16 protein-coding genes are annotated in these 19,294 nt (G+C 73.2%); 11 read left to right on the top strand and 5 right to left on the bottom strand.

Annotation, left to right across the window (positions count from 1 at the left end):
- The first annotated feature begins 85 nt into the window (after positions 1-85).
- The 8 genes from ACN6LD_RS25455 to ACN6LD_RS25420 all read left to right on the top strand — a co-directional run bounded on the left by ACN6LD_RS25455 (position 86) and on the right by ACN6LD_RS25420 (position 12,012).
- Positions 86-1,762 carry an FAD-dependent oxidoreductase gene (locus ACN6LD_RS25455; protein WP_445044365.1) on the top strand — a complete coding sequence of 559 codons (1,677 nt, stop codon included), beginning with the start codon at positions 86-88 and terminating at the stop codon, positions 1,760-1,762.
- 11 nt (positions 1,763-1,773) lie between these two features.
- Entirely contained in the window at positions 1,774-3,249 is a 1,476-nt protein-coding gene (locus ACN6LD_RS25450) for an ATP-binding protein (protein WP_415924818.1), read from the top strand.
- Positions 3,246-3,599: a UBP-type zinc finger domain-containing protein gene (locus tag ACN6LD_RS25445; RefSeq protein WP_445044364.1), complete on the top strand. Its 354-nt coding sequence runs from the start codon at positions 3,246-3,248 to the stop codon at positions 3,597-3,599. The genes ACN6LD_RS25450 and ACN6LD_RS25445 overlap by 4 nt, the downstream gene beginning before the upstream one ends.
- A gap of 77 nt (positions 3,600-3,676) precedes the next feature.
- Positions 3,677-6,664 carry an ATP-binding protein gene (locus tag ACN6LD_RS25440; protein ID WP_445044363.1) on the top strand — a complete coding sequence of 996 codons (2,988 nt, stop codon included), beginning with the start codon at positions 3,677-3,679 and terminating at the stop codon, positions 6,662-6,664.
- A gap of 121 nt (positions 6,665-6,785) precedes the next feature.
- Positions 6,786-7,745, top strand: coding sequence for a threonine/serine dehydratase (locus tag ACN6LD_RS25435; protein ID WP_319186966.1), 960 nt, complete (start codon positions 6,786-6,788; stop codon positions 7,743-7,745).
- A 314-nt stretch (positions 7,746-8,059) separates the two neighbouring features.
- A complete protein-coding gene (locus ACN6LD_RS25430) occupies positions 8,060-9,715 on the top strand; it encodes a serine/threonine protein kinase (protein WP_445044362.1) in 1,656 nt (551 codons plus the stop codon).
- Between the two features lie 119 nt (positions 9,716-9,834).
- The gene (locus ACN6LD_RS25425; protein WP_445044361.1) at positions 9,835-10,806 is read left to right on the top strand and encodes an LLM class F420-dependent oxidoreductase; all 972 of its coding nucleotides are present in this window, start codon (positions 9,835-9,837) and stop codon (positions 10,804-10,806) included.
- A 120-nt stretch (positions 10,807-10,926) separates the two neighbouring features.
- Complete coding sequence (locus ACN6LD_RS25420; protein ID WP_445044360.1) at positions 10,927-12,012, top strand: hypothetical protein; 1,086 nt, start codon at positions 10,927-10,929, stop codon at positions 12,010-12,012.
- Here ACN6LD_RS25420 and ACN6LD_RS25415 read toward each other — a convergent pair.
- From ACN6LD_RS25415 to ACN6LD_RS25395, 5 genes are all read right to left on the bottom strand, one after another.
- Positions 11,997-12,494 carry a DUF6328 family protein gene (locus ACN6LD_RS25415; RefSeq protein WP_415924817.1) on the bottom strand — a complete coding sequence of 166 codons (498 nt, stop codon included), beginning with the start codon at positions 12,492-12,494 and terminating at the stop codon, positions 11,997-11,999. The two genes, ACN6LD_RS25420 and ACN6LD_RS25415, sit on opposite strands and share 16 nt — an antisense overlap.
- Positions 12,495-12,588: 94 nt before the next feature.
- Positions 12,589-13,572, bottom strand: a complete 984-nt coding sequence (locus tag ACN6LD_RS25410) for an aldo/keto reductase (protein ID WP_319186962.1) — start codon at positions 13,570-13,572, stop codon at positions 12,589-12,591.
- A 12-nt stretch (positions 13,573-13,584) separates the two neighbouring features.
- Entirely contained in the window at positions 13,585-14,208 is a 624-nt protein-coding gene (locus tag ACN6LD_RS25405) for a TetR/AcrR family transcriptional regulator (RefSeq protein ID WP_319186961.1), read from the bottom strand.
- Between the two features lie 4 nt (positions 14,209-14,212).
- Positions 14,213-15,697, bottom strand: a complete 1,485-nt coding sequence (locus ACN6LD_RS25400; protein WP_445044359.1) for an MFS transporter — start codon at positions 15,695-15,697, stop codon at positions 14,213-14,215.
- A gap of 111 nt (positions 15,698-15,808) precedes the next feature.
- Positions 15,809-17,029, bottom strand: a complete 1,221-nt coding sequence (locus ACN6LD_RS25395) for an FAD-dependent monooxygenase (RefSeq protein WP_445044358.1) — start codon at positions 17,027-17,029, stop codon at positions 15,809-15,811.
- A 350-nt stretch (positions 17,030-17,379) separates the two neighbouring features.
- Between ACN6LD_RS25395 and melC1 the strand changes: the two genes are divergently transcribed.
- From melC1 to ACN6LD_RS25380, 3 genes are all read left to right on the top strand, one after another.
- Positions 17,380-17,757: an apotyrosinase chaperone MelC1 gene (gene melC1 / locus ACN6LD_RS25390; RefSeq protein ID WP_445044357.1), complete on the top strand. Its 378-nt coding sequence runs from the start codon at positions 17,380-17,382 to the stop codon at positions 17,755-17,757.
- 43 nt (positions 17,758-17,800) lie between these two features.
- Complete coding sequence (gene melC2, locus ACN6LD_RS25385) at positions 17,801-18,625, top strand: tyrosinase MelC2 (RefSeq protein WP_319186957.1); 825 nt, start codon at positions 17,801-17,803, stop codon at positions 18,623-18,625.
- A gap of 89 nt (positions 18,626-18,714) precedes the next feature.
- Entirely contained in the window at positions 18,715-19,167 is a 453-nt protein-coding gene (locus tag ACN6LD_RS25380) for an SRPBCC family protein (RefSeq protein WP_445044395.1), read from the top strand.
- The last annotated feature ends 127 nt before the right edge of the window (positions 19,168-19,294 follow it).

The raw sequence follows: 19,294 nt of genomic DNA, 5'->3' as shown, positions 1-19,294 counted from the left end.
CCGGCGATCGAACATACGATGGGCGAAGCCGGCGCGGGCTTCGCCGTGCCGTGACGACCGACGACCCTCTCGGGGTGGGAGACGCATGGCACAGGCCGCCGATTCGGCGCGGACCGTCATCCTGACCGTGGACGACGACCCGGGGGTGTCCCGTGCCGTCGCCCGTGACCTGAGGCGCCGCTACGGGGCCTCGTACCGGATCGTGCGCGCCGAGTCCGGGGAGTCCGCGCTGGAGGCGCTGCGCGAGCTGAAGCTGCGCGGCGACCTGGTGGCGGTGATCCTGGCCGACTACCGGATGCCGCAGATGAACGGCATCGAGTTCCTCGAACAGGCGCTGGACGTGTACCCGGGCGCCCGGCGGGTCCTGCTGACCGCCTACGCCGACACGAGTGCGGCGATCGACGCGATCAACGTCGTCGACCTCGACCACTACCTGCTGAAGCCGTGGGACCCGCCGGAGGAGAAGCTCTACCCCGTCCTGGACGATCTGCTGGACGCCTGGCGGGCCAGCGACCACCGGCCCGTGCCCGCCACGAAGGTCGTCGGGCACCGCTGGTCGGCGCGGTCCTCGCAGGTGCGGGAGTTCCTGGCCCGCAATCAGGTGCCTTACCGCTGGTACTCCGCCGACGAGCCCGAGGGGCAGCGGCTGCTGGCCGCGGCCGGCGTGGACGGGCAGCGGCTGCCGCTCGTGGTCACCGCGGAGGGCACCCCCCTGGTCGAGCCGGACGTGCCCGAGCTGGCCGCCCAGGTGGGCCTGGCGACCACGCCGACGGCCGAGTTCTACGACCTCGTGGTGATCGGCGGCGGCCCGGCCGGGCTCGGCGCGGCCGTGTACGGGGCCTCCGAGGGGCTGCGGACGGTGCTCGTGGAGCGGTCGGCGACCGGCGGACAGGCCGGGCAGAGCTCCCGCATCGAGAACTACCTGGGCTTCCCGGACGGGGTCTCCGGAGGACAGCTCACCGAGCGGGCACGCCGTCAGGCCGCCAAGTTCGGCGCGGAGATCCTCACCGCGCGCGAGGTGACCGGGCTCGAGATCAACGGGTCCGCCCGGGTGGTGCGCTTCTCGGACGGCTCCGCGGTGGCCGCGCACAGCGTGATCCTCGCGACGGGCGTGTCCTACCGGCAGCTGGCCGCCCCGGGCTGCGACGAACTGACCGGCTGCGGGGTGTTCTACGGGTCCGCGCTCACGGAGGCGGCCTCCTGCCAGGGGCACGACGTCTACATCGTGGGCGGCGCCAACTCGGCCGGGCAGGCGGCGATGTACCTGTCGCGGGGCGCCAAGTCCGTGACCCTGCTGGTGCGCGGGGAGTCCCTGACGGCGTCGATGTCGCACTACCTGATCCAGCAGATCGAGGAGGCGCCCAACATCTCGGTGCGCGCCGGGACGGTCGTCGAGAGCGCGCACGGGGAGGGGCGCCTGGAGCAGCTGACGCTGCGGGACGTCGCCACCGGTCAGAGCGAACTCGTCGACGCGCAGTGGCTGTTCGTGTTCATCGGCGCGGCCCCGCTGACCGGCTGGCTGGACGGCGCGGTGCTGCGCGACGAGCGCGGGTTCATCCTCGCCGGCCCCGACCTCACGCCGGACGGGCGGCCCCCGGCGGACTGGGAGCTGGACCGGCCGCCGTACCACCTGGAGACCAACATTCCCGGCGTGTTCGTGGCGGGCGACGCGCGCGCCGAGTCCGCCAAACGCGTCGCGTCCGCCGTCGGAGAGGGAGCCATGGCCGTGATGCTCGTCCACCGTTACCTGGAGCAGTCGTGAGCGGGCGGCTGATGCCGTGCAGCCCGGCCGAGATCAGTTCGCTGTTCCTGTTCGAGAAGCTCTCCCCCGACCAGCTGGGACGGCTGTGCGGCGAGGGGCGGGTGGAGAAGTTCGAGCCCGGCCCGGTGTACACCGAGGGTGATCCGGCGACCTGCTTCTACGTGATGATCGAGGGCTCGGTCGTGATGTACCGCAGGGTCGGCGGGGACGACATCGAGGTCAGCCGCACCTCCCAGCGCGGGGTGTACGCCGGGGCCATGCAGGCCTACCTGGGCGACCGGGTGCCGCAGGTCTACCAGAACTCGATGCGGGTGACGGAGCCGACGCGGTTCTTCGTGCTGCCCGCCGAATCGTTCTCGGCGGTCATGCAGGAGTGGTTCCCGATGGCGGCCCATCTGCTGGAGGGGCTGTTCTTCGGTTCGAAGAACACCCAGCGGGCCATCGGTCAGCGCGAACGGCTGCTGGCGCTGGGCTCGCTGTCGGCCGGTCTCACGCACGAGCTGAACAACCCGGCGGCGGCTGCCGTGCGGGCCACCGCCACGCTGCGGGAACGGGTGGCGAAGATGCGGCACAAGCTGGCCGTGATCGCCTCCGGCGGCTACGAGCCGGCGGCGCTGACCCGGCTGATCGAGATCCAGGAGCGCACGGCCGAACTGGTCGCCAAGGCCCCGACGTTGAGTCCGCTTGAGGCCTCCGACCGGGAGGACGCGCTCACCGACTGGCTCGACGACCACGGCCTCCCCGAGGGCTGGCGGATCGCGCCGACCTTCGTGCAGGCCGGACTCGACGTCGACTGGCTGGAGCAGGTGGCCGCCGCGGTCGACGAGGACATCCTGCCGGGCGCGATCGGGTGGCTCAACTACACGGTCGAGACCGAGCTGTTGATGGACGAGATCGACGACTCGACCAACCGCATCTCCCATCTCGTCGACGCCGCCAAGCAGTACTCCCAGCTCGACCGTGCGCCGTACCGGGTCGTCGACGTGCACGAGCTCCTCGACAGCACCCTGCTGATGCTCGGCGGCAAGATCGGCCGGCGCATCCAGGTCGTCAAGGACTACGACCGGACCGTGCCGAAGATCCCCGCCTACCCGGCCGAGCTCAACCAGGTGTGGACGAACCTCGTCGACAACGCCGTGTTCGCCGTCGACAGCGCCGGCGGCGACGGCACGCTGACGGTGCGGACCGCGCGGGAGGGCGACCGGCTGCTGGTGGAGTTCCGCGACACCGGTCCCGGCATCCCGCCGGACATCCGGGGCCGGATCTTCGACCCGTTCTTCACCACCAAGCCGGTGGGCGAGGGCACCGGTCTGGGCCTGGACATCTCGTGGCGGATCGTGGTCAACAAGCACCACGGCAGCCTGCACGTCGAGTCCTCGCCGGGCGACACCCGCTTCCAGGTCCTGCTGCCGCTGACCGCACCTGATCCCGGCGTCGACGGCGACCAGGACCCCGAGAACCCCACGACCCTTGAGGAGCCCGTATGACCGACGTGGACGGCATCGACCCGAGCGTCCCGCCCAGCGGCGACGGCTGCGTCGACTGCGACGCCGCGGGCGGCTGGTGGTTCCACCTGCGGCGCTGCGCGAGCTGCGGGCACGTCGGCTGCTGCGACTCCTCCCCCGCCCAGCACGCCACCGCCCACTACAAGGCCACCGGGCATCCCCTGGTCCGCAGCTTCGAGCCGGGCGAGGAGTGGTTCTGGGACTACTCCTCGGACGAGCTCTACGAGTCGGGGCCGGAACTGGCCCCGCCGGTCAGCCACCCCGCCGACCAGCCGACGCCGGGGCCGGCCGGACGGGTGCCGCAGGACTGGGCGCGATCGCTGCACCGCTGACCGCGCCGGGCCCTCACTCGCGGCCTCCGTCCCTGGTCGTGGCCCGCGTCGCCGGTGGCGCGTGCCAGGATGGAGGCGTGTCGCAGACCGTGTTCAGCACTCCGTTCATCGGCCGGGAAGCGGAACTCGCCCGGCTCCTCGGCGTGCTGGAGCGCGCCCGCCACGGCGAGGCGCGCGCCGTGCTGCTCGCAGGGGACGCGGGCGTCGGCAAGACGCGCGTGCTCGGCGAGGTCGCCGCGCGAGCCGCGGAATCCGGCCTGACCGTGCTGACCGGCCACTGCGTCGACCTCGGCGACGTGGGCCTGCCCTACCTGCCGTTCACCGAGATCCTGGGCGCGCTGGCGGCCGACGAGCGGTTCGCCGCCGTCCTCCGCGCGCATCCGCTGGTCGACCGGCTGCTGGGCGCGGGCGGCGTGGCGCCGGACGACGGGGACCCCGCCCGCGCGGCCGGCGGAGAGGGCCGGCTGCGGCTGTTCGAGGGGATGGCGGCACTGCTGGCCGACCTGTCGCAGGTCGCTCCGCTGCTGCTCGTCCTGGAGGACCTGCACTGGGCCGACCAGTCCTCCCGGGACCTGCTGCGCTTCCTGCTCAGCCGCGGGTTCCTGCAACGGCCGGCGGGCGAGGGGCGGGGTCACCGGCTGGCGGTGCTGGCCTCCTACCGTGCGGACGACCTGCACCGCCGCCATCCGCTGCGCCCGCTGCTGGCGGAGCTGGTACGGCTGCCGGCCGTGGAGCGGCTGGAACTGCGCCCGCTGGGGGACGCGGAGGTGACCCGCCTGGTGCGGTCCCTGGAGGAGCGCCCGCTGCCGGACGCCACGGTGCGCGGGATCGTGGCGCGCGCGGAGGGCAACGCCTTCTACGCGGAGGAGCTGTCCGCCGCCGCGTGCGCGGAGGCCGGCGGGATGCCGAGCGGGCTGGCCGATCTCCTGCTCATCCGCGTCGAGCAACTCCCCGACGCCGCGCAGCAGGTGCTGCGGACGGCCGCCGTCGCCGGCCGTCGGGTGGAGCACGCCCTGCTGCGGGACGCGATGGGCCTGCCGGACGACGAGCTGGAGTCGGCGCTGCGCGAGGCCGTGGGCCGCCGGCTGCTGGCGGCGGGCGACGACGGCACGTACGCCTTCCGGCACGCGCTCGCACGCGAGGCGGTGTACGCCGACCTGCTTCCGGGCGAACGGGCCCGGCTGCACGGTGCGTTCGCCCGGCTGCTGGCCGGCCGGGGCCGGCGGGCCGAGACGGCGGCCGAGCGGGCGCACCACTACCGCGAGAGCCACGACCTGCTCGAGGCGCTCACCGCCTCGCTGGAGGCCGCCGACCACGCACAGCACGTCGGGGCGCCCGCCGAGGAACTGCGGCATCTGGAATCCGTGCTCGACCTGTGGGAGTCCGTGCCCGCCGAAGGCCTGCCGGCGGGCGAGGGAGGCGACCGGGTCACGCTGACGCTGCGCGCCTCGGCGGCCGCCGCGCGCGCCGGAGAGGCGCACCGCGCGGTCTCCCTGACCCGGGCCGCGCTGGCGGGCGTCGGCCAGGACGCCGACTCGGAACTGGCCGCCCGGGTGCGGTACACGCTCGCGGGCACCTTGATGAACGTGGACAGCCTGACGGCCGCCTTCGCCTACAGCAGCGAGGCGCTGGCGATGATCCCCGCCGAACCGCCGTCGCCCACATGGGTGTGGGCGGCCGCCACACATGTCCTGGCGGCGCGTCAGGTCGGCGACTTCGGCACCGCCCTCAGGGTCGCCCGGCAGGCCCTCGAGGTCGCCGAGCGGCTGGACCTGACGGACGCCCGGGCCGATCTGCTGGTCTCGCTGGCCAACCTGGAGGGCGAAGGCCGCCGCTCCCCCGAGGGCCGGGCCCGCTTGAAGGAGGCCCGTGAACTCGCCCTGCGCGGCGGCAACACCTCCGTGGAGATGCGCGCCCTGTTCACCCTGGCCATGGGCGCCTTCGAGGCCGGGGAGCCGCAGGAGTGCCTGCCCTGGCTGGCCGAGGGCCTGGACCGGGCCCGCCGCGCCGGGCTGCTGTCCTCTCTTTACCCACTGGAGATGCGCTATCTCCAGTTGCTCGTGCTCTACACCCTGGGCCGCTGGGACGAGTGCCTGCGCACGGCGGCCGCCGATCTCGCGGTGCTGCCCGCCTCGGGCGGCTTCGCGGTCGGTCCCGCGTTGTACGTGGCTCTCGCGCGCGGCGAACGCACGGCCGTCGAACGGGCCCGGGGCCTGCTCGAAGGGGGCTTCGACTGGATGGCGACGCTCGTCGCGGGCATCGTGCTGACGGACGCGGCGGCGTCGAACGGCGACCCGGAGGCGGCGGTGGCGCGGCTGCGGTCCTCGGTGGAGTCCCTCACGGACGATGCGGGGACGCGCCCCGACGTCACCGTGCGGCTCACCGCGCTCGCCCTCCCGGCCGTCGCGGACGCGGCCTGCGAGGCGCGGCACGCCGGTGACGAGGCGACGGCCCGCCGCTGGGCGGCCGTGGCCGCCGAACTCCTGGAGCCCGCGCGGGCGGTGGCCCTGCGCGGCGGGACCGGCGCGCCGCAGGGGCCGGAGGGGCGCGCCTGGCTGGCCCGCGCGGAGGCCGAATGCGCCTGGGCCGCCGTGGGACCGGACCCGGCGCTCTGGGAGCAGGCGGTGGCGGCGTTCGGCCAGGGCGACGTGTACGAGCTCGCGCGGTGCCGGCTCCGGTACGCGCAGGCCCTGCTCACGGCCGGCCGTCGCGAGGAGGCCGCCGTCGAGGCGGGCGCGGCCCGGGAGACGGCCGTCCGGCTGGGCGCCGGCCCGCTGCGGGAGCGGGCGGACGCACTGATCCGGCGCGGCCGGCTCGCCGACGGACCGGCGGGCGGCCGGGACCGGCCGGCGTCGCTGACGGCCCGGGAGCAGGAGGTGCTGCGGCTGCTCGGGCTCGGCCGCAGCAACCGGCAGATCGGCGAGGAGCTGTTCATCAGCGGCAAGACGGCGAGCGTGCACGTCTCCAACATCCTCGCCAAGCTCGGTGCGGCGAGCCGCACGGAGGCCGTGGCGATCGCCTACCGCGAGCGGCTGCTGGAACCGGAGGCCGGAGCGTCGGGGTGAGCCCCGCGCGGGCACTCGGCGAGTTGACCTGCACGGCGGCGCCGGGTGAGGGTGCGGGGACACGAAGAGCCAAGGCGCGGTCCCGTCGTCTTCTGCCGCCCGCGCCGGAAGGGTGACCGCCTTGATCGGCATCTCGGACATCGAAGCCGCCGCCGTACGGATCGCCGGACATGTCGTCCGCACCCCCACTGTGCCGAGCCCCGGCCTGTCGGGCCTGCTCGGCGTCCCCGTGACCACGAAACTCGAACTCCTCCAGCGCACCGGCTCGTTCAAGGTGCGGGGCGCGACGGCGAAGCTGCTGTCGCTGGGCGAGGCCGAGCGGGCGGCCGGGGTGGTGGCCGTGAGCGGCGGGAACCACGGCGTCGCGCTCGCGGTGATGGCCGCCGCCCTGGACGTGAAGGCCACGGTGGTGATGCCGCGCTCGGCGCCCGCGCGCTCCGTGGAGACCGCGGAGGCGGCCGGCGCCTCGGTGCGGCTGACCGACGGCATGGACGCCGCGTTCGCGCTGGTGGAGCGGTTGCGCGACGAAGGCCTCACGCTGGTGCACCCGTTCGACGATCCGCTGGTCGTCGCCGGACAGGGCACCGTCGGTCTGGAGCTCGCCGCCGACGCCGACGACCTCACGGACGTGCTGGTCAGCATCGGGGGCGGCGGGCTGATCGCGGGTGTCGCCGCGGCCCTGCGGGCGCGGCGGCCGGATGTGCGGATCTGGGGCGTGGAGACGCAGGGCGCACAGGCGATGTCGGAGGCGCTGGCGGCGGGCGGGCCGGTGCCGGTGGCGCTGTCGTCGATCGTCACCACCCTCAGCGCGCCGAGCGTCTCGCGGTTGACGTACGACCACGTCCGTGCGCTGGTCACCGAGGTGCTGGTGGTCTCCGACCGGGAGGCCGTGCGGGGGTCCGTGGACTTCGCCGAGCACGCGAAGGTGTGGACGGAGCCGGCGGCCGGCTGTCTGCTGCCCGCGGCCCGGCGGGTCGTCGAGCGGGTCGGCGACGGGGCACGGCTGGGACTGGTGGTCTGCGGGGGCAACGCGACGACTGCCGACATGAGGGCGTGGACGGACCGGTTCGAGGTGCGCTGAGTCGATTCGCCGGTGAAGAGGGAAATCCCGGCCGAGGCGTCGTCGAGCGGAATGGACCACGGCCGGGAAGCGCGTTTTGCGGACGCCCGAAGAGACCCGCATGTCTCGTTTACCGCGGGTTACACTCGCAGGACGGGACGGGTGCGGCTCGGGCCGGAGCCCGTCAATTCCCTTTTCTCGCACACTTACTCGACCCGCGGCGAAGTCTCTTTCTTGAATGAAGGACAGGAATCGGGCCGAGTTGCCGTCCCGTTGAACGGACCCCCTCGCGCCGGTCGTACCACTGGGAAAGGTGACAGCGGTTTCGACGAGGGATGACCATGGTCAAGACGCACGTCTCCACGCACGAGTGGGTCGCCGGCAGGTACCGGCTGCTCGACGTCGTCCACCGGGAGACGAACCGCGTCAGCTGGTACGGCGAGTACGTCGAGGAGACCGGGGCTTCCCGGCCCTGCCTGGTCACCAGGATCGGTCTGCCCGCCGACCAGGGCGAGGAGAAGGCACGCCAGGCCGCCGACCGCGTGCTGCGCATGTCGGAGACGATGGCCCGGCTGTGCCCGGGCCGGATCGCCTCGGTCGTCGACGCCCTGGAGGAGGACGGGGCCCTGTGGACCGTCACCGAGTGGATCGACGGCCTCCCGCTGGGCCAGCTCATCGCGCAGAAGGGCGCGTTCAGCCCGGGACGGGCCGCGGCGATCGGGCTGCAGCTGCTCGACGTGCTCGAGGTCGCGCACGGTGAGGGCATCACCCATGGCGAGCTGAGCCCCGGGCAGATCTTCGTGCGGAGCCAGGGTCCCCTCGTCCTCACCGGGTTCGGGCTGGCCGGCGCGACCCTGGCCCCGCGCGTGGCGGCCCCGTCGTACGCCTCGCCCGAACAGGCCCGCGACGAGCGGATCGGCCCGGCCGCGGACCTGTGGACGCTGGGCGCGCTCCTCTACACGATGGTCGAGGGACGGCCGCCGTACCGGGACCGGGACCGACCCGAGGCCACCCTGAAGGGCGTGGACAGGCTGCCCCTGCGCACTCCGCTGCGCGCCGGGCCCCTCACCCCGGTCGTGCAGGGGCTGCTGCGCAAGGACTCCCGGGAGCGGCTGACCCGCACGGTGGTGCGCCAGTCCCTGACCCGACTGCTGGACGACGACCCGCACGCCGCCGTGCCCGCCCCCCGGCTGCGCCGCGTCCGCGCCGCCGCACGCAATGTCGGACCGCAGTGGAGCGGCCGGGCGATGGCGGCCGGGACCGCGCTTGCCGTCGTCACCGTGGCGCTCGCCGCGCTCGCCGTGGCCCAGGGCCTGCCCGACGGCGACGACACGGCGGCGGGCGACGCGCAGGCCCGGCCGTCCGCCTCCGCCACGGGGCCCGGTGAGGACGCGGGCGACAGAGCCTCCGCCACGCCGGACCCGGCCCCCACGCCGACTCCCGCACCCAGCAGGCCGGCGAGTCCCTCCCCGAGCGCACCCCCGCGGACCTCGCCCTCGCCGCCCGCCACCGCCGACGCCCTCCCGGACGGCTTCCGGGTCTACCACGCCGACGAAGGCTTCTCGGTGGCCCTGCCCAAGGGCTGGCAGCGGTTGAACACCGCCCGCGCCTCCGACGGGGCCTATCGCGTCACCTTCGGCGCCAAGGGCGACCCGCGCACCCTCGCGGTCACCTACAGCAAGGACGCCGGACCCGACCCGGTCGCCGTCTGGCGCGACGACGTCGAGCCCAACCTGAGGCGGACCGCGGGTTTCCGGCGGATCGGCCAGATCAGAGCCACGACGTACCTCGGCTACAAGGGCGCCGACATGGAATGGGTCTCGGACGGCGCCGACGGGCAGGAGCGCACGTTCGGCCGCGGATTCCTGCTCGGCGGACACCGTAGTTTCTCGCTCCGCTGGACGACGCCCGCCGCGGACTGGAACACGAGCGCCAACCGGCAGGCCCTCGACACGTTCTTCAAGACCTTCCGGCCCGGTTCGGCCGCCTGAGCCCGGCGACCGGGAGCGCGGGGGCCCGCGGGAGGCGCCGCCCCTCCCCTCGGATGCCGGCGGTCCTCCCGATCGCCGGCGGTCTGTTTCCACCCGCCGCGGCCGGGGACTCGGGGCCCATGGTGCGAATCGGATACACGATGATGACCGAGCAGGCCGGCCCTCGTGACCTGGTCGACCACGTGGTGCGGGCCGAGGAGGCGGGCTTCGACTTCTCGGTGACGTCGGACCACTTCTTCCCGTGGCTGCGCTCGCAGGGCCACGCTCCCTACGCCTGGAGCGTGCTCGGAGCGGCGGCCCAGGCCACCTCGCGCATTCCGCTGATGACGTACGTGACGTGTCCGACCTTCCGCTACCACCCGGCGGTGGTGGCGCAGAAGGCGGCGACGATGCAGTTGCTGTCCGAAGGGCGCTTCCGGCTGGGGCTCGGCTCGGGCGAGAACCTCAACGAGCACGTGGTGGGCGGCGGGTGGCCGTCGGTGGACGTCCGGCACGAGATGCTCGAGGAGGCCGTGGAGATCATCCGGGCCCTGTTCGAGGGGCGGCACGTCACCCGGCACGGCGCCCACTTCGACGTGGACTCGGCCCGGCTGTGGGACCTTCCCGACGAGCCGCCGCCGATCGGGATCGCCGTCTCCGGCGACCGCTCGTGCGCGCTCGCGGGCCGGCTGGCCGACCTGGTGATCGCCACCGAGCCCGAGCCGGGACTGCTCGAGGCGTTCGACCGGCACGGCGGCGCGGGCAAGCCGCGCGTCGGCCAGCTTCCCGTGTCGCACGACGCCGACCGGGACACGGCCGTGCAGCGGGCGCACGCGCAGTTCCGCTGGTTCGGCAGCGGCTGGAAGGTGAACTCCGAACTGCCGCACCCGGATTCCTTCGATGCGGCCACCCGGTTCGTGACGCCCGACGACGTCGCCGCCTCGATTCCCTGCGGCGACGACCCGGAGGAGTTCGTCGAGGCCGTACGCCCGTACGTCGAGGCCGGGTTCACGGAGGTCGCCCTGGTGCAGATCGGCGGCGACGCCCAACCCGCCTACCTGGACTGGTCGGAGAAGACCCTGCTGCCCGCGCTGCGCAGCGCCTTCGGGTGACCGCCGTCCGGCCCCGCGCGCGGGTCTGCCCCGGGCCTGCCGCGGAGCGCGTATAGGCTGCCGTTCCGGACGTCCGCGGCGCCGATCCCGCGGCCGGCAGCCTGTAGAGGAGACCCACCCGTGACCCTGGCGATCGACCCGCACGAGACGGCCGTCGAGACGTCCGCCGAGACGTCCCCCGCGCCCCTTTCCGACCTCGTGGCGCGCGACGCCCGCGAGTTCGGCGTCTACGCGCGGACCGGCGGATGGGCCTTCGGCCTGCTGGTGGCGCGCAGCGTCCGGCCGGGCGGGCAGAGCGCACAGGAGACGCCGAAGGTGTCGGCGAAGGAGTTCGCCAGGCTGGCCGGCTGCTCCCCCGAGCGCGTCCTGCGGTTCTACAAGGCGTGGGACCGTGCCGCGGACGACGGCCTCGTCCCCCACTTCGAGGAGCTGGCGCCCGGCCAGGAGGTCGAGCTGCCGGACGCCGAGGTCTGGCCGGCCTACTACGTCTCGCGCTCCAGCGCGACGTCCGAGCGCGGCGCCGCGATCGCGGAGGCCGCCGAGGCCGAGGGAATCCGGCCGACCAAGGCCCTGGAGGTGGCGGAGAACCCCACCGCCCTGCGGGCCGCGATCCTCGCCGACCCCTCGACCGCCCGCGCGGCCCGCGCCGCCCTCCTGGACCGCATCAAGGAGGACCCGGAACTGCAGCACGAGCTGGCCCGTGACGTCGTGCGCACCGACGACCTCAAGAAGGCCGTGGCCTCCGAGAGCCGCTCGGCCGACCGCATCGGCTACGTGCGCCAGATCGCCGAGTCCGGCCTGATCAAGACGCCCGCCGGGCAGACCCTCGACGCGCCCGCCGAGCTGCGTCAGGAGGCCGAGCGGCACCTCTCCCTGCTCGACGAGCTGGACGACGGCGAGGACTCCGGCGAGTGGGCGAGCGACGCCTACGACACCATGAAGAACCTGGTCGTGGAGACCGTGGAGGCCGACCCCGAACTGCGCGTTCAGGAGCGGCGCACGAAGTTCTACAGCAGCCTGCAGCGCGCGACCAGGGTCTTCGAGGAGCTGACGTTCGACGACGTCGACGCGCAGGACTTCTACGAGGACGACATGGTCCAGCAGCTGGAGGAGCTTCAGCAGGCGATCGGCAGCTGCATCACCGCGCTGCGCGGCGCACGGGGCGGGGCCCCCGAGGCGGGTGGTCCCGCTCAGTCCGTGGTGTAGTGGCTCCGGGTCCACAGGGGCAGCACGAACCAGCACAGCCCGTACCACGCGACCACGCCCGCGACCAGCCACGGCACGAACGCGTCATGGGTGGCCACCCTCAGGATGAGCAGCAGCGAGGAGGTCATGGTGGCGAGCAGCAGGAGCAGGCCGACGAGGGTCAGCCTGGACGCCACCCGCACCGCCTGCGGCTTGACCCGGCGCCCGGAGACCAGGCGGTGCAGGGAGACCGGGCCGATGAGGGCGCCGGTCGCGCAGGCGCCGAGGACCACGGTCACGATGTAGATGACCTGGTCGACGTCCTGAAGCTCCACGTAGCGAGGGGTGAACACGACGGTCAGGAGGAAGCCGAAGAGGATCTGCACACCCGTCTGGGCGACGCGGATCTCCTGGATGAGCTCCCCCCACATCCGGTCGGCTCTCTCCTCCTCGGTCTCGTTGCGCCCCGTGCGCCTCTCGGCGCTCGTCGCCGTGTCGGTCACCTCTGCCGTCCTCCCGGTTCGCGGGGTCCCTCGACCCCCTCCTCACCGCGAGTACCCCGGAAGCGGCCGTTCTTGCCGCCCGTCGCCGGGTCGTCTACCAGCGGCCCTCGACCTGCTCCCTGATCCGCCGGTCGTAGAGGTCGCGGACCGCCGCGAGGGTGGTCTCCGAGAGCTCCGGCAGCCTGGCGGCGGCCGCGTTGGCGCGGGCCTGCTCGGGCGACCGGGCGCCCGGGATCACGGTGGTCACGCCGGGCTGCTGGACGATCCAGCGCAGCGCCAGCTGGGCCGGGGTGTACCCCTCGGGGGCGAGGGACGCGAACTCGACGGCGGCCTCGACGCCGGTGGCGTAGTCGACGCCGGAGAAGGTCTCGCCCTGGTCGAAGGCCTCGCCGTGGCGGTTGTAGGCGCGGTGGTCGTTCTCCGGGAAGACGGTGTCCCTGGTGTACTTCCCGGACAGCAGCCCGGAGGCGAGCGGAACCCTGGCGATGATGCCGACGCCGGCCTCGCGGGCCGCCGGGAGCACCTCGATCAGGGGCTTGAGCCGGAACGGGTTGAGGATGATCTGCACACTCGCCACGCCCGGCCGGGCGATCGCGGTGAGGGCCTCGGCGCAGGTCTCCACGCTGACCCCGTAGTGCGCGATGCGCTCCTCCTCGACGAGGGTGTCGAGCGCGTCGAACACCTCGTCGCTGGAGTAGACGGGAGTCGGCGGGCAGTGCAGCTGCACGAGGTCGACGCGGTCGACGCCGAGGTTGCGGCGGGAGCGGTCGTTCCAGGCGCGGAAGTTGTCCAGGACGTAGTTCTCGGGGATCTGGTCGACGCGGCGGCCCATCTTCGTGGCGACCAGCACATGCAGGTCGGGCCGGCCGCTCAGGAAGGCGGCGATGGTCTGCTCGCTGCGTCCGTCGCCGTACACGTCGGCGGTGTCGAAGAAGGTGACTCCCGACTCGGCCGCCGCTTCCAGCACGGTCAGGGCTTCCTTGTCGTCGACGTCGCCCCAGTCGGCCCCCAGCTGCCAGGTGCCGAGACCGACGACGGACGCGTGCTGACCGGACCTGGCGAATTCGCGCTCTTCCATGCCGTCAGTGTGTCATCCGCCATGGGCCGCCGCGGCGCCTGGCCCGGCGTCGAGGTGGGTCTGGATCGTCGGCCCGTACCGGTCGGCGACGTCGTCGACCGGCGTCGCCCGCAGTTCGCTCCCGCGGGCGATGCCGAACATGACGCCGAGGCCGAGCAGGGCGGCGACGGCGAGTTCGGCGCGGACGCCGCGGTCGGCGCCGGTGAGGCGGGCGGCGAGGCGTTCGGTGACCTGGGTGCGGAAGTTGGCGCGCAGGACGTCGCCGTGGTCGCCGTGCAGGGGCGCGAACGCGATGCGCAGCAGGGGGTCGGCGCCCCGCTCGCGCTGGCTGACCAGCACGTGCCGGACCATGTGCCGGCCCAGTCGCTCCAGCGGGGCGTCCAGCAGGACGTCGGCGTCCTCCTGGAAGGACATCACCCGGGCGAACAGGGCGTCCTTGTTGCCGAAGTACTTCAGGACCAGCGGAGCGCTCACTCCGGCACGCTCCGCGACGGCCTTGAGCGTGATGTCGGCGTGGGCCTGGCGGGCGAGGAGGTACCGGGCGGCGCGCAGGATGGCGGCCCTGGTCGCCTCGGCGTCGCGCCGGGCGGGAGCCGGGGGGCCGGTCGGGTCCGAGGCGTCGGGTGGGGTGATCACGGGTTCATGCTCCCTCCCTCGCCCCGTCGCTCACCGGCCGGGTGCGGCCCAGGGGCCTCGGCGTGTCGTCGGACCGGGCGTCGCCGGGAATGGCGAGCGCCACCGCGCAGGCGCCGAGCGCCACCGCGCCCGCGACGCCGAAGGCCACCAGATAGCCGTGCAGCGTGGGCACCCGGGCCCCGCCGAGGAGGCTGGTGTGATGCACGAGGACGGCGGCGACGGCGGCGCTGGAGACGGCCTGTCCGATGGTGCGCATCAGGACGTTGACGCCGTTCGCCGAGGCGGTCTGCCCGGGCGGGACGGCGCGCAGGATCAGCGCGGGCAGCGCGGAGTAGGCGAGGGTCGTGCCGGTGGCCACGATCGTCGCTCCCACCATGATCATCCACAGTTCACGGCTGTCGGCGACGCGCACGGCGTACCCCGCGGCGATGACGGCGGCGCCGAGGGCGAGGGTGATCCGGGGGCCGCGCGACTCGGAGATGCGGGCGGAGAGCGGCGAGAACAGCAGCATGGTGATGCCGCCGGGCAGCAGGCACAGACCCGTCTGGACGATGGACAGCCCGAGCCCGTACCCGCTCGCCTCGGGAGCCTGCACCAGCTGGGCGGTCACCAGCGAGTTGGCGTAGAAGGCGAAGCCGGTCAGCAGTGCGGCCACGTGGGCGAGGCCCACTCCCGGCCGGGACACCAGCCTCAGGTCGACCAGCGGCTCCGCGGAGCGCAGCTGCCGGCGCCACCACAGACCGAGCACGGCGGCGGCGCCGAGGAAGAGCCCGACGATCCGGGGACTGCCCCAGCCCCACTGGCCGCCCTGGGACACGGCGAGCAGGAGGCAGATCAGTCCCGCGGCGAGGCCGAGCGCGCCGGTCACGTCGAACCGGCCCGGCTCGCGCACCGGCGACTCGGGCACCGCCCATCGGATGAGCGCGACGCCGGTGGCCCCCAGGGCGGCGGTCACCCAGAACATCACGTGCCAGTTCGCGTACTGCACCACCACTGCTGCGGCGGGCAGACCCAGCGCGGCGCCGATGCCGACGGTGGAACTCATCAGCGCGATGGCGGATCCCCGTCGCTGCGGGGGCAGTTCGTCGCGCAGGATGCTGATGGACAGCGGGACGACGGAGGACGCGGCGCCCTGCAGCGCGCGGGCCGCGATCAGCACGCCGATGTCGGAGGTGAGGGCGCAGATCACGGAGCCTGCGGCCATCAGGGAGAACGACAGGAGCAGCACCCGCCGCTTGCCGTACATGTCGCCGGCACGGCCGAGGACCGGGGTGAGGACGGCGCCGGAGAGCAGTGCGGCGGTGACCATCCAGGAGACGGCGCCCGCCGAGGCGCCGGTGAGCCGGGGCAGGTCGGGCAGCAGTGGGACGACGACCGTCTGCATGACCGCCATGAGAATTCCGCAGTACGCCAGGACCGGAATGGCGAGCCGGGTCCGCAGAGTGGGGTTCCCGCTGGTCGGGGCGGGTATCGGAGCGGGCGACGCCATGGGCACTCCAACGGCCGGAACGGCACGCGAAAATTAGGTGAATGACCATTCACCCTAGCAGTGAATGGTCATTCACCCAAGGTTCTCGCGGAGCGACGGGCCCGCCCGGGACTACTTGCCGGAGGTCAGCGTGCGGGCGTGCGCGCCGCGCGCCAGCTTCGGCCCCAGCCAGCGCTTGAGGCGGCGCAGCGCCTCGAGGCGTCCCGCCGCCCTGTCGAGGCGGTAGTACAGCTGGGGCGGCACATAGGGCAGCAGGGGCGAGTGGCGCTGCCCCAGCAGGGCGAACATCTGCTCCGGGGGCAGGTGGATGTAGCGGGTGAGGTTCTCGTACCACTGGGCGCTGTAGCGGGCGGCGCTCTGCTGGGACAGCAGGGCGGACTTGCGCACGCGTTCGTAGCGGTCGAGGGCCTGCGGAAGGTCCGCGCTCTCGCGCAACGCCTCGGCGAGGGCGATGGCGTCCTCCAGGGCGAGGGTGGTGCCGGCGCCGATCGAGTAGTGGGTGGTGTGCGCGGCGTCGCCCAGAAGGACGAGGTTGCCGTGGCGCCAGGTGCGGTTGACCAGCGTGCGGAAAGTGAGCCACTGGGCGCTGCCGCCGGCGGAGGAGGCGCGGCCGACGAGGGGGTGGCCGTCGAGGATGTGCGCGAAGAGCTTCTCCAGGTCGGCGAGGCCGTCGGCCTCGCTCGCCCGGTCGAGGCCGAGCCCGGTCAGGGTCTCGGGGGCGCACTCGATCACGCAGGTGCTCTGCTCGTCGCTGAAGGGGTAGCCGTAGCACCAGATCCAGCCGTGCGCGGTCTCCACGAAGGCGAAGGTGAAGGAGTCGAAGACCTTGGTCGTGCCGAGCCAGACGTAGGAGTTGCGGCCCTCCGTGAGCTGCGCGCCGAAGTCGTCCGCGTGGTGGGTGCGCAGGGCGCTGCGGACGCCGTCGCCTGCCACGACGAGGTCGGCGTCCGGCAGGTTCTCGGCGGTGATCTCGCTCTCGAACTCCAGCCGCACGCCGAGCTCGCGGGCCCGGTCCGCGAGGATCTCCAGCAGCCGGTGACGGCCGATGCCGTGCCCGTTGTCGCCGGGCTGACGGGTCGCCAGGTCCCTCACGTGCGCGACGCCCTCGTTCCAGCGGACCGAGCTCTCCTCGATCGCGCGCGCCGACTCGGGGTCGTGGAAGCGGAGTTCGTCGAGGAGACCCTGCCAGTACGTGACGCCCCAGCCGTAGGTCGAGCCCTCCGGGTTGCGCTCGTGGACGGTGACGTCGTGGGACGGGTCCTGCCGCTTGAGCAGGATCGAGAGATACAGGCCGGCGGGCCCGCCGCCGACACAGGCGACCTTCACGCGCACCCCTTGGAGTTACCAGACGTGGTTGATTGACGACGCAGGGTAGCAGGGGGCGAGGGCGCCTCGCGGACGCCCCACCTGCCCGATCGCGCCACTTTTCGCACGTGAGCCACACCACCGACGACATCGCGGCCCGAGAAAGATCACCGGAAGCGGTGTCCCGGCGGAAAGGAATTGCCCGTTCCGCCCCACGGCGGCCGCACCCAGGGTCAAGATCATCTTGGTTCAAGACTGCACCACTTGTAAGCGAATGTCCGGATCGGAGCCAACCTCTCTCGGGAGATTTCCCGGCCCCGTCGCCCGGCCGATAGGCATGCGGGGTCGCCGACCCTTCATCCCCTGGGAGATCCCGCATGCCGCAACTCAGCCGTCGTCGCGCACTCACCGCGGCCGCCGTCGCCGCCGGCGCCACGCTCGCCGCCGTCCCCGCCGCCCGTGCCGCCCGCGCCGGCGACGGCGGGCACCCTGCGCACGGCTCCCCCGAGGCCTTCGACGAGGTCTACCGGGGCCGCCGGATACAGGGCCGGATCCAGGGCGGCGGCGGCCATCACCACGGGGGCGGTTACGCCGTGTACGTCGACGGGGTCGAGCTGCATGTGATGCGCAACGCCGACGGCTCCTGGATCAGCGTGGTCAGTCACTACGACCCGGTGTCCACGCCTCGGGCCGCGGCCCGCGCCGCGGTCGACGAACTGCAGGGCGCCCGGCTCGTCCCGTTCCCGGCCGGCTGACCCGCCGACCGCCCTGCCCTTCCGCACCCTTGGAGCACCGCACATGACCGTCCGCAAGAACCAGGCCGCCCTGACCGCCGACGAGAAGCGGCGGCTGGTCGCCGCCCTCCTCGAACTCAAGCGCACCGGCCGCTACGACGCCTTCGTCACCACGCACAACGCGTTCATCCTCGGCGACACCGACGACGGCGAGCGCACCGGCCACCGTTCGCCCTCCTTCCTGCCGTGGCACCGCAGATTCCTGCTGGAGTTCGAGCGGGCGCTGCAGTCGGTGGACGCCTCGGTGGCGCTGCCGTACTGGGACTGGTCCGCCGATCGTTCGCCCCGATCCTCGCTGTGGGCGCCGGACTTCCTCGGCGGCAGCGGGCGCAGCCGGGACGGCCAGGTGATGGACGGTCCGTTCGCCGCGGCGGCGGGCGGCTGGCCGATCAACGTCCGGGTGGACGGCCGCACCTACCTGCGCCGCTCACTGGGCACGGGCGTCCGCGAGCTGCCGACCCGGGCCGAGGTCGAGTCGGTGCTCGCGATGGCGACCTACGACATGGCTCCCTGGAACAGCGCCTCCGACGGCTTCCGCAATCACCTGGAGGGCTGGCGCGGCGTGAACCTGCACAACCGGGTCCATGTGTGGGTCGGCGGACAGATGTCGACCGGGGTCTCCCCCAACGACCCGGTGTTCTGGCTGCACCACGCCTTCATCGACAAACTGTGGGCCCGGTGGCAGCGCCGGCACCCGGGGTCCGGGTACGTCCCCGGTGGCGGTACCCCGGACGTCGTCGACCTGCACGAGACGATGCGGCCCTGGAACGACACCACCCCGGCGGACCTGCTCGACCACACCGCCCATTACACCTTCGACGTCGACTGACCGAACCGGCCTGTTTGCCGCCGCTGTGGCGGGTACCCGCCACGGGCAGCACCGACAGGATGAACCCGACAACACAGGAGGAGACGACCGTGTCGCAGGTCGAGGAATCCATCGAGGTCGACGTGCCCGTGCACACGGCCTACAACCAGTGGACGCAGTTCGAGAGCTTCCCCGAGTTCATGGGCGGCGTGCAGCGCGTCGAGCAGCGGAGCGACACGCTCACGCACTGGGTGACCAGTGTCAACGGAGTGCACCGGGAGTTCGACGCGGAGATCACCGAACAGATCCCGGACGAACGGGTCGCCTGGACCACGGTCTCGGGCGAGGCCCGGCAGGCCGGGGTGGTGACCTTCCACCGGCTCGACGACGCCCACACGAAGGTGATGCTCCAGATGGAGTTCCAGCCGGAAGGCGTCGCCGAGAACGTCGGCGACAAGCTGGGCTTCGTGAAGCGCCAGACCAAGGGGGACCTCGAGCGCTTCAAGACGTTCATCGAGGAGCGCGGCCTGGAGACCGGGGGCTGGCGCGGCGCGGTGGTGTGACCGCCGTCGCTCGCCCCGCACCGCCGGTCAGCCCGGCCCAGGACATCAGCGTCTGCTCCTGCCAGGGCACCCGGAACGGGGTCAGGCACAGGACGACGCTGAGCGGGCGGGCGACCATGGTCAGCAC

This window comes from Streptomyces sp. SAS_272 (assembly GCF_052543235.1).
The sequence above is the reverse complement of the archived record's forward strand: the minus strand, read 5'-3'. Positions and strand labels throughout refer to the sequence as shown.

Bases quoted from the DNA above. Each gene is read 5' to 3' on its own strand.
- ACN6LD_RS25455 (WP_445044365.1), top strand. From the start codon at position 86: ATGGCACAGGCCGCCGATTCGGCGCGGACCGTCATCCTGACCGTGGAC.
- ACN6LD_RS25450 (WP_415924818.1), top strand. From the start codon at position 1,774: ATGCCGTGCAGCCCGGCCGAGATCAGTTCGCTGTTCCTGTTCGAGAAG.
- ACN6LD_RS25445 (WP_445044364.1), top strand. From the start codon at position 3,246: ATGACCGACGTGGACGGCATCGACCCGAGCGTCCCGCCCAGCGGCGAC.
- ACN6LD_RS25430 (WP_445044362.1), top strand. From the start codon at position 8,060: ATGACCATGGTCAAGACGCACGTCTCCACGCACGAGTGGGTCGCCGGC.
- ACN6LD_RS25425 (WP_445044361.1), top strand. From the start codon at position 9,835: ATGGTGCGAATCGGATACACGATGATGACCGAGCAGGCCGGCCCTCGT.
- ACN6LD_RS25410 (WP_319186962.1), bottom strand. From the start codon at position 13,572: ATGGAAGAGCGCGAATTCGCCAGGTCCGGTCAGCACGCGTCCGTCGTC.
- ACN6LD_RS25400 (WP_445044359.1), bottom strand. From the start codon at position 15,697: ATGGCGTCGCCCGCTCCGATACCCGCCCCGACCAGCGGGAACCCCACT.
- melC1 (WP_445044357.1), top strand. From the start codon at position 17,380: ATGCCGCAACTCAGCCGTCGTCGCGCACTCACCGCGGCCGCCGTCGCC.
- melC2 (WP_319186957.1), top strand. From the start codon at position 17,801: ATGACCGTCCGCAAGAACCAGGCCGCCCTGACCGCCGACGAGAAGCGG.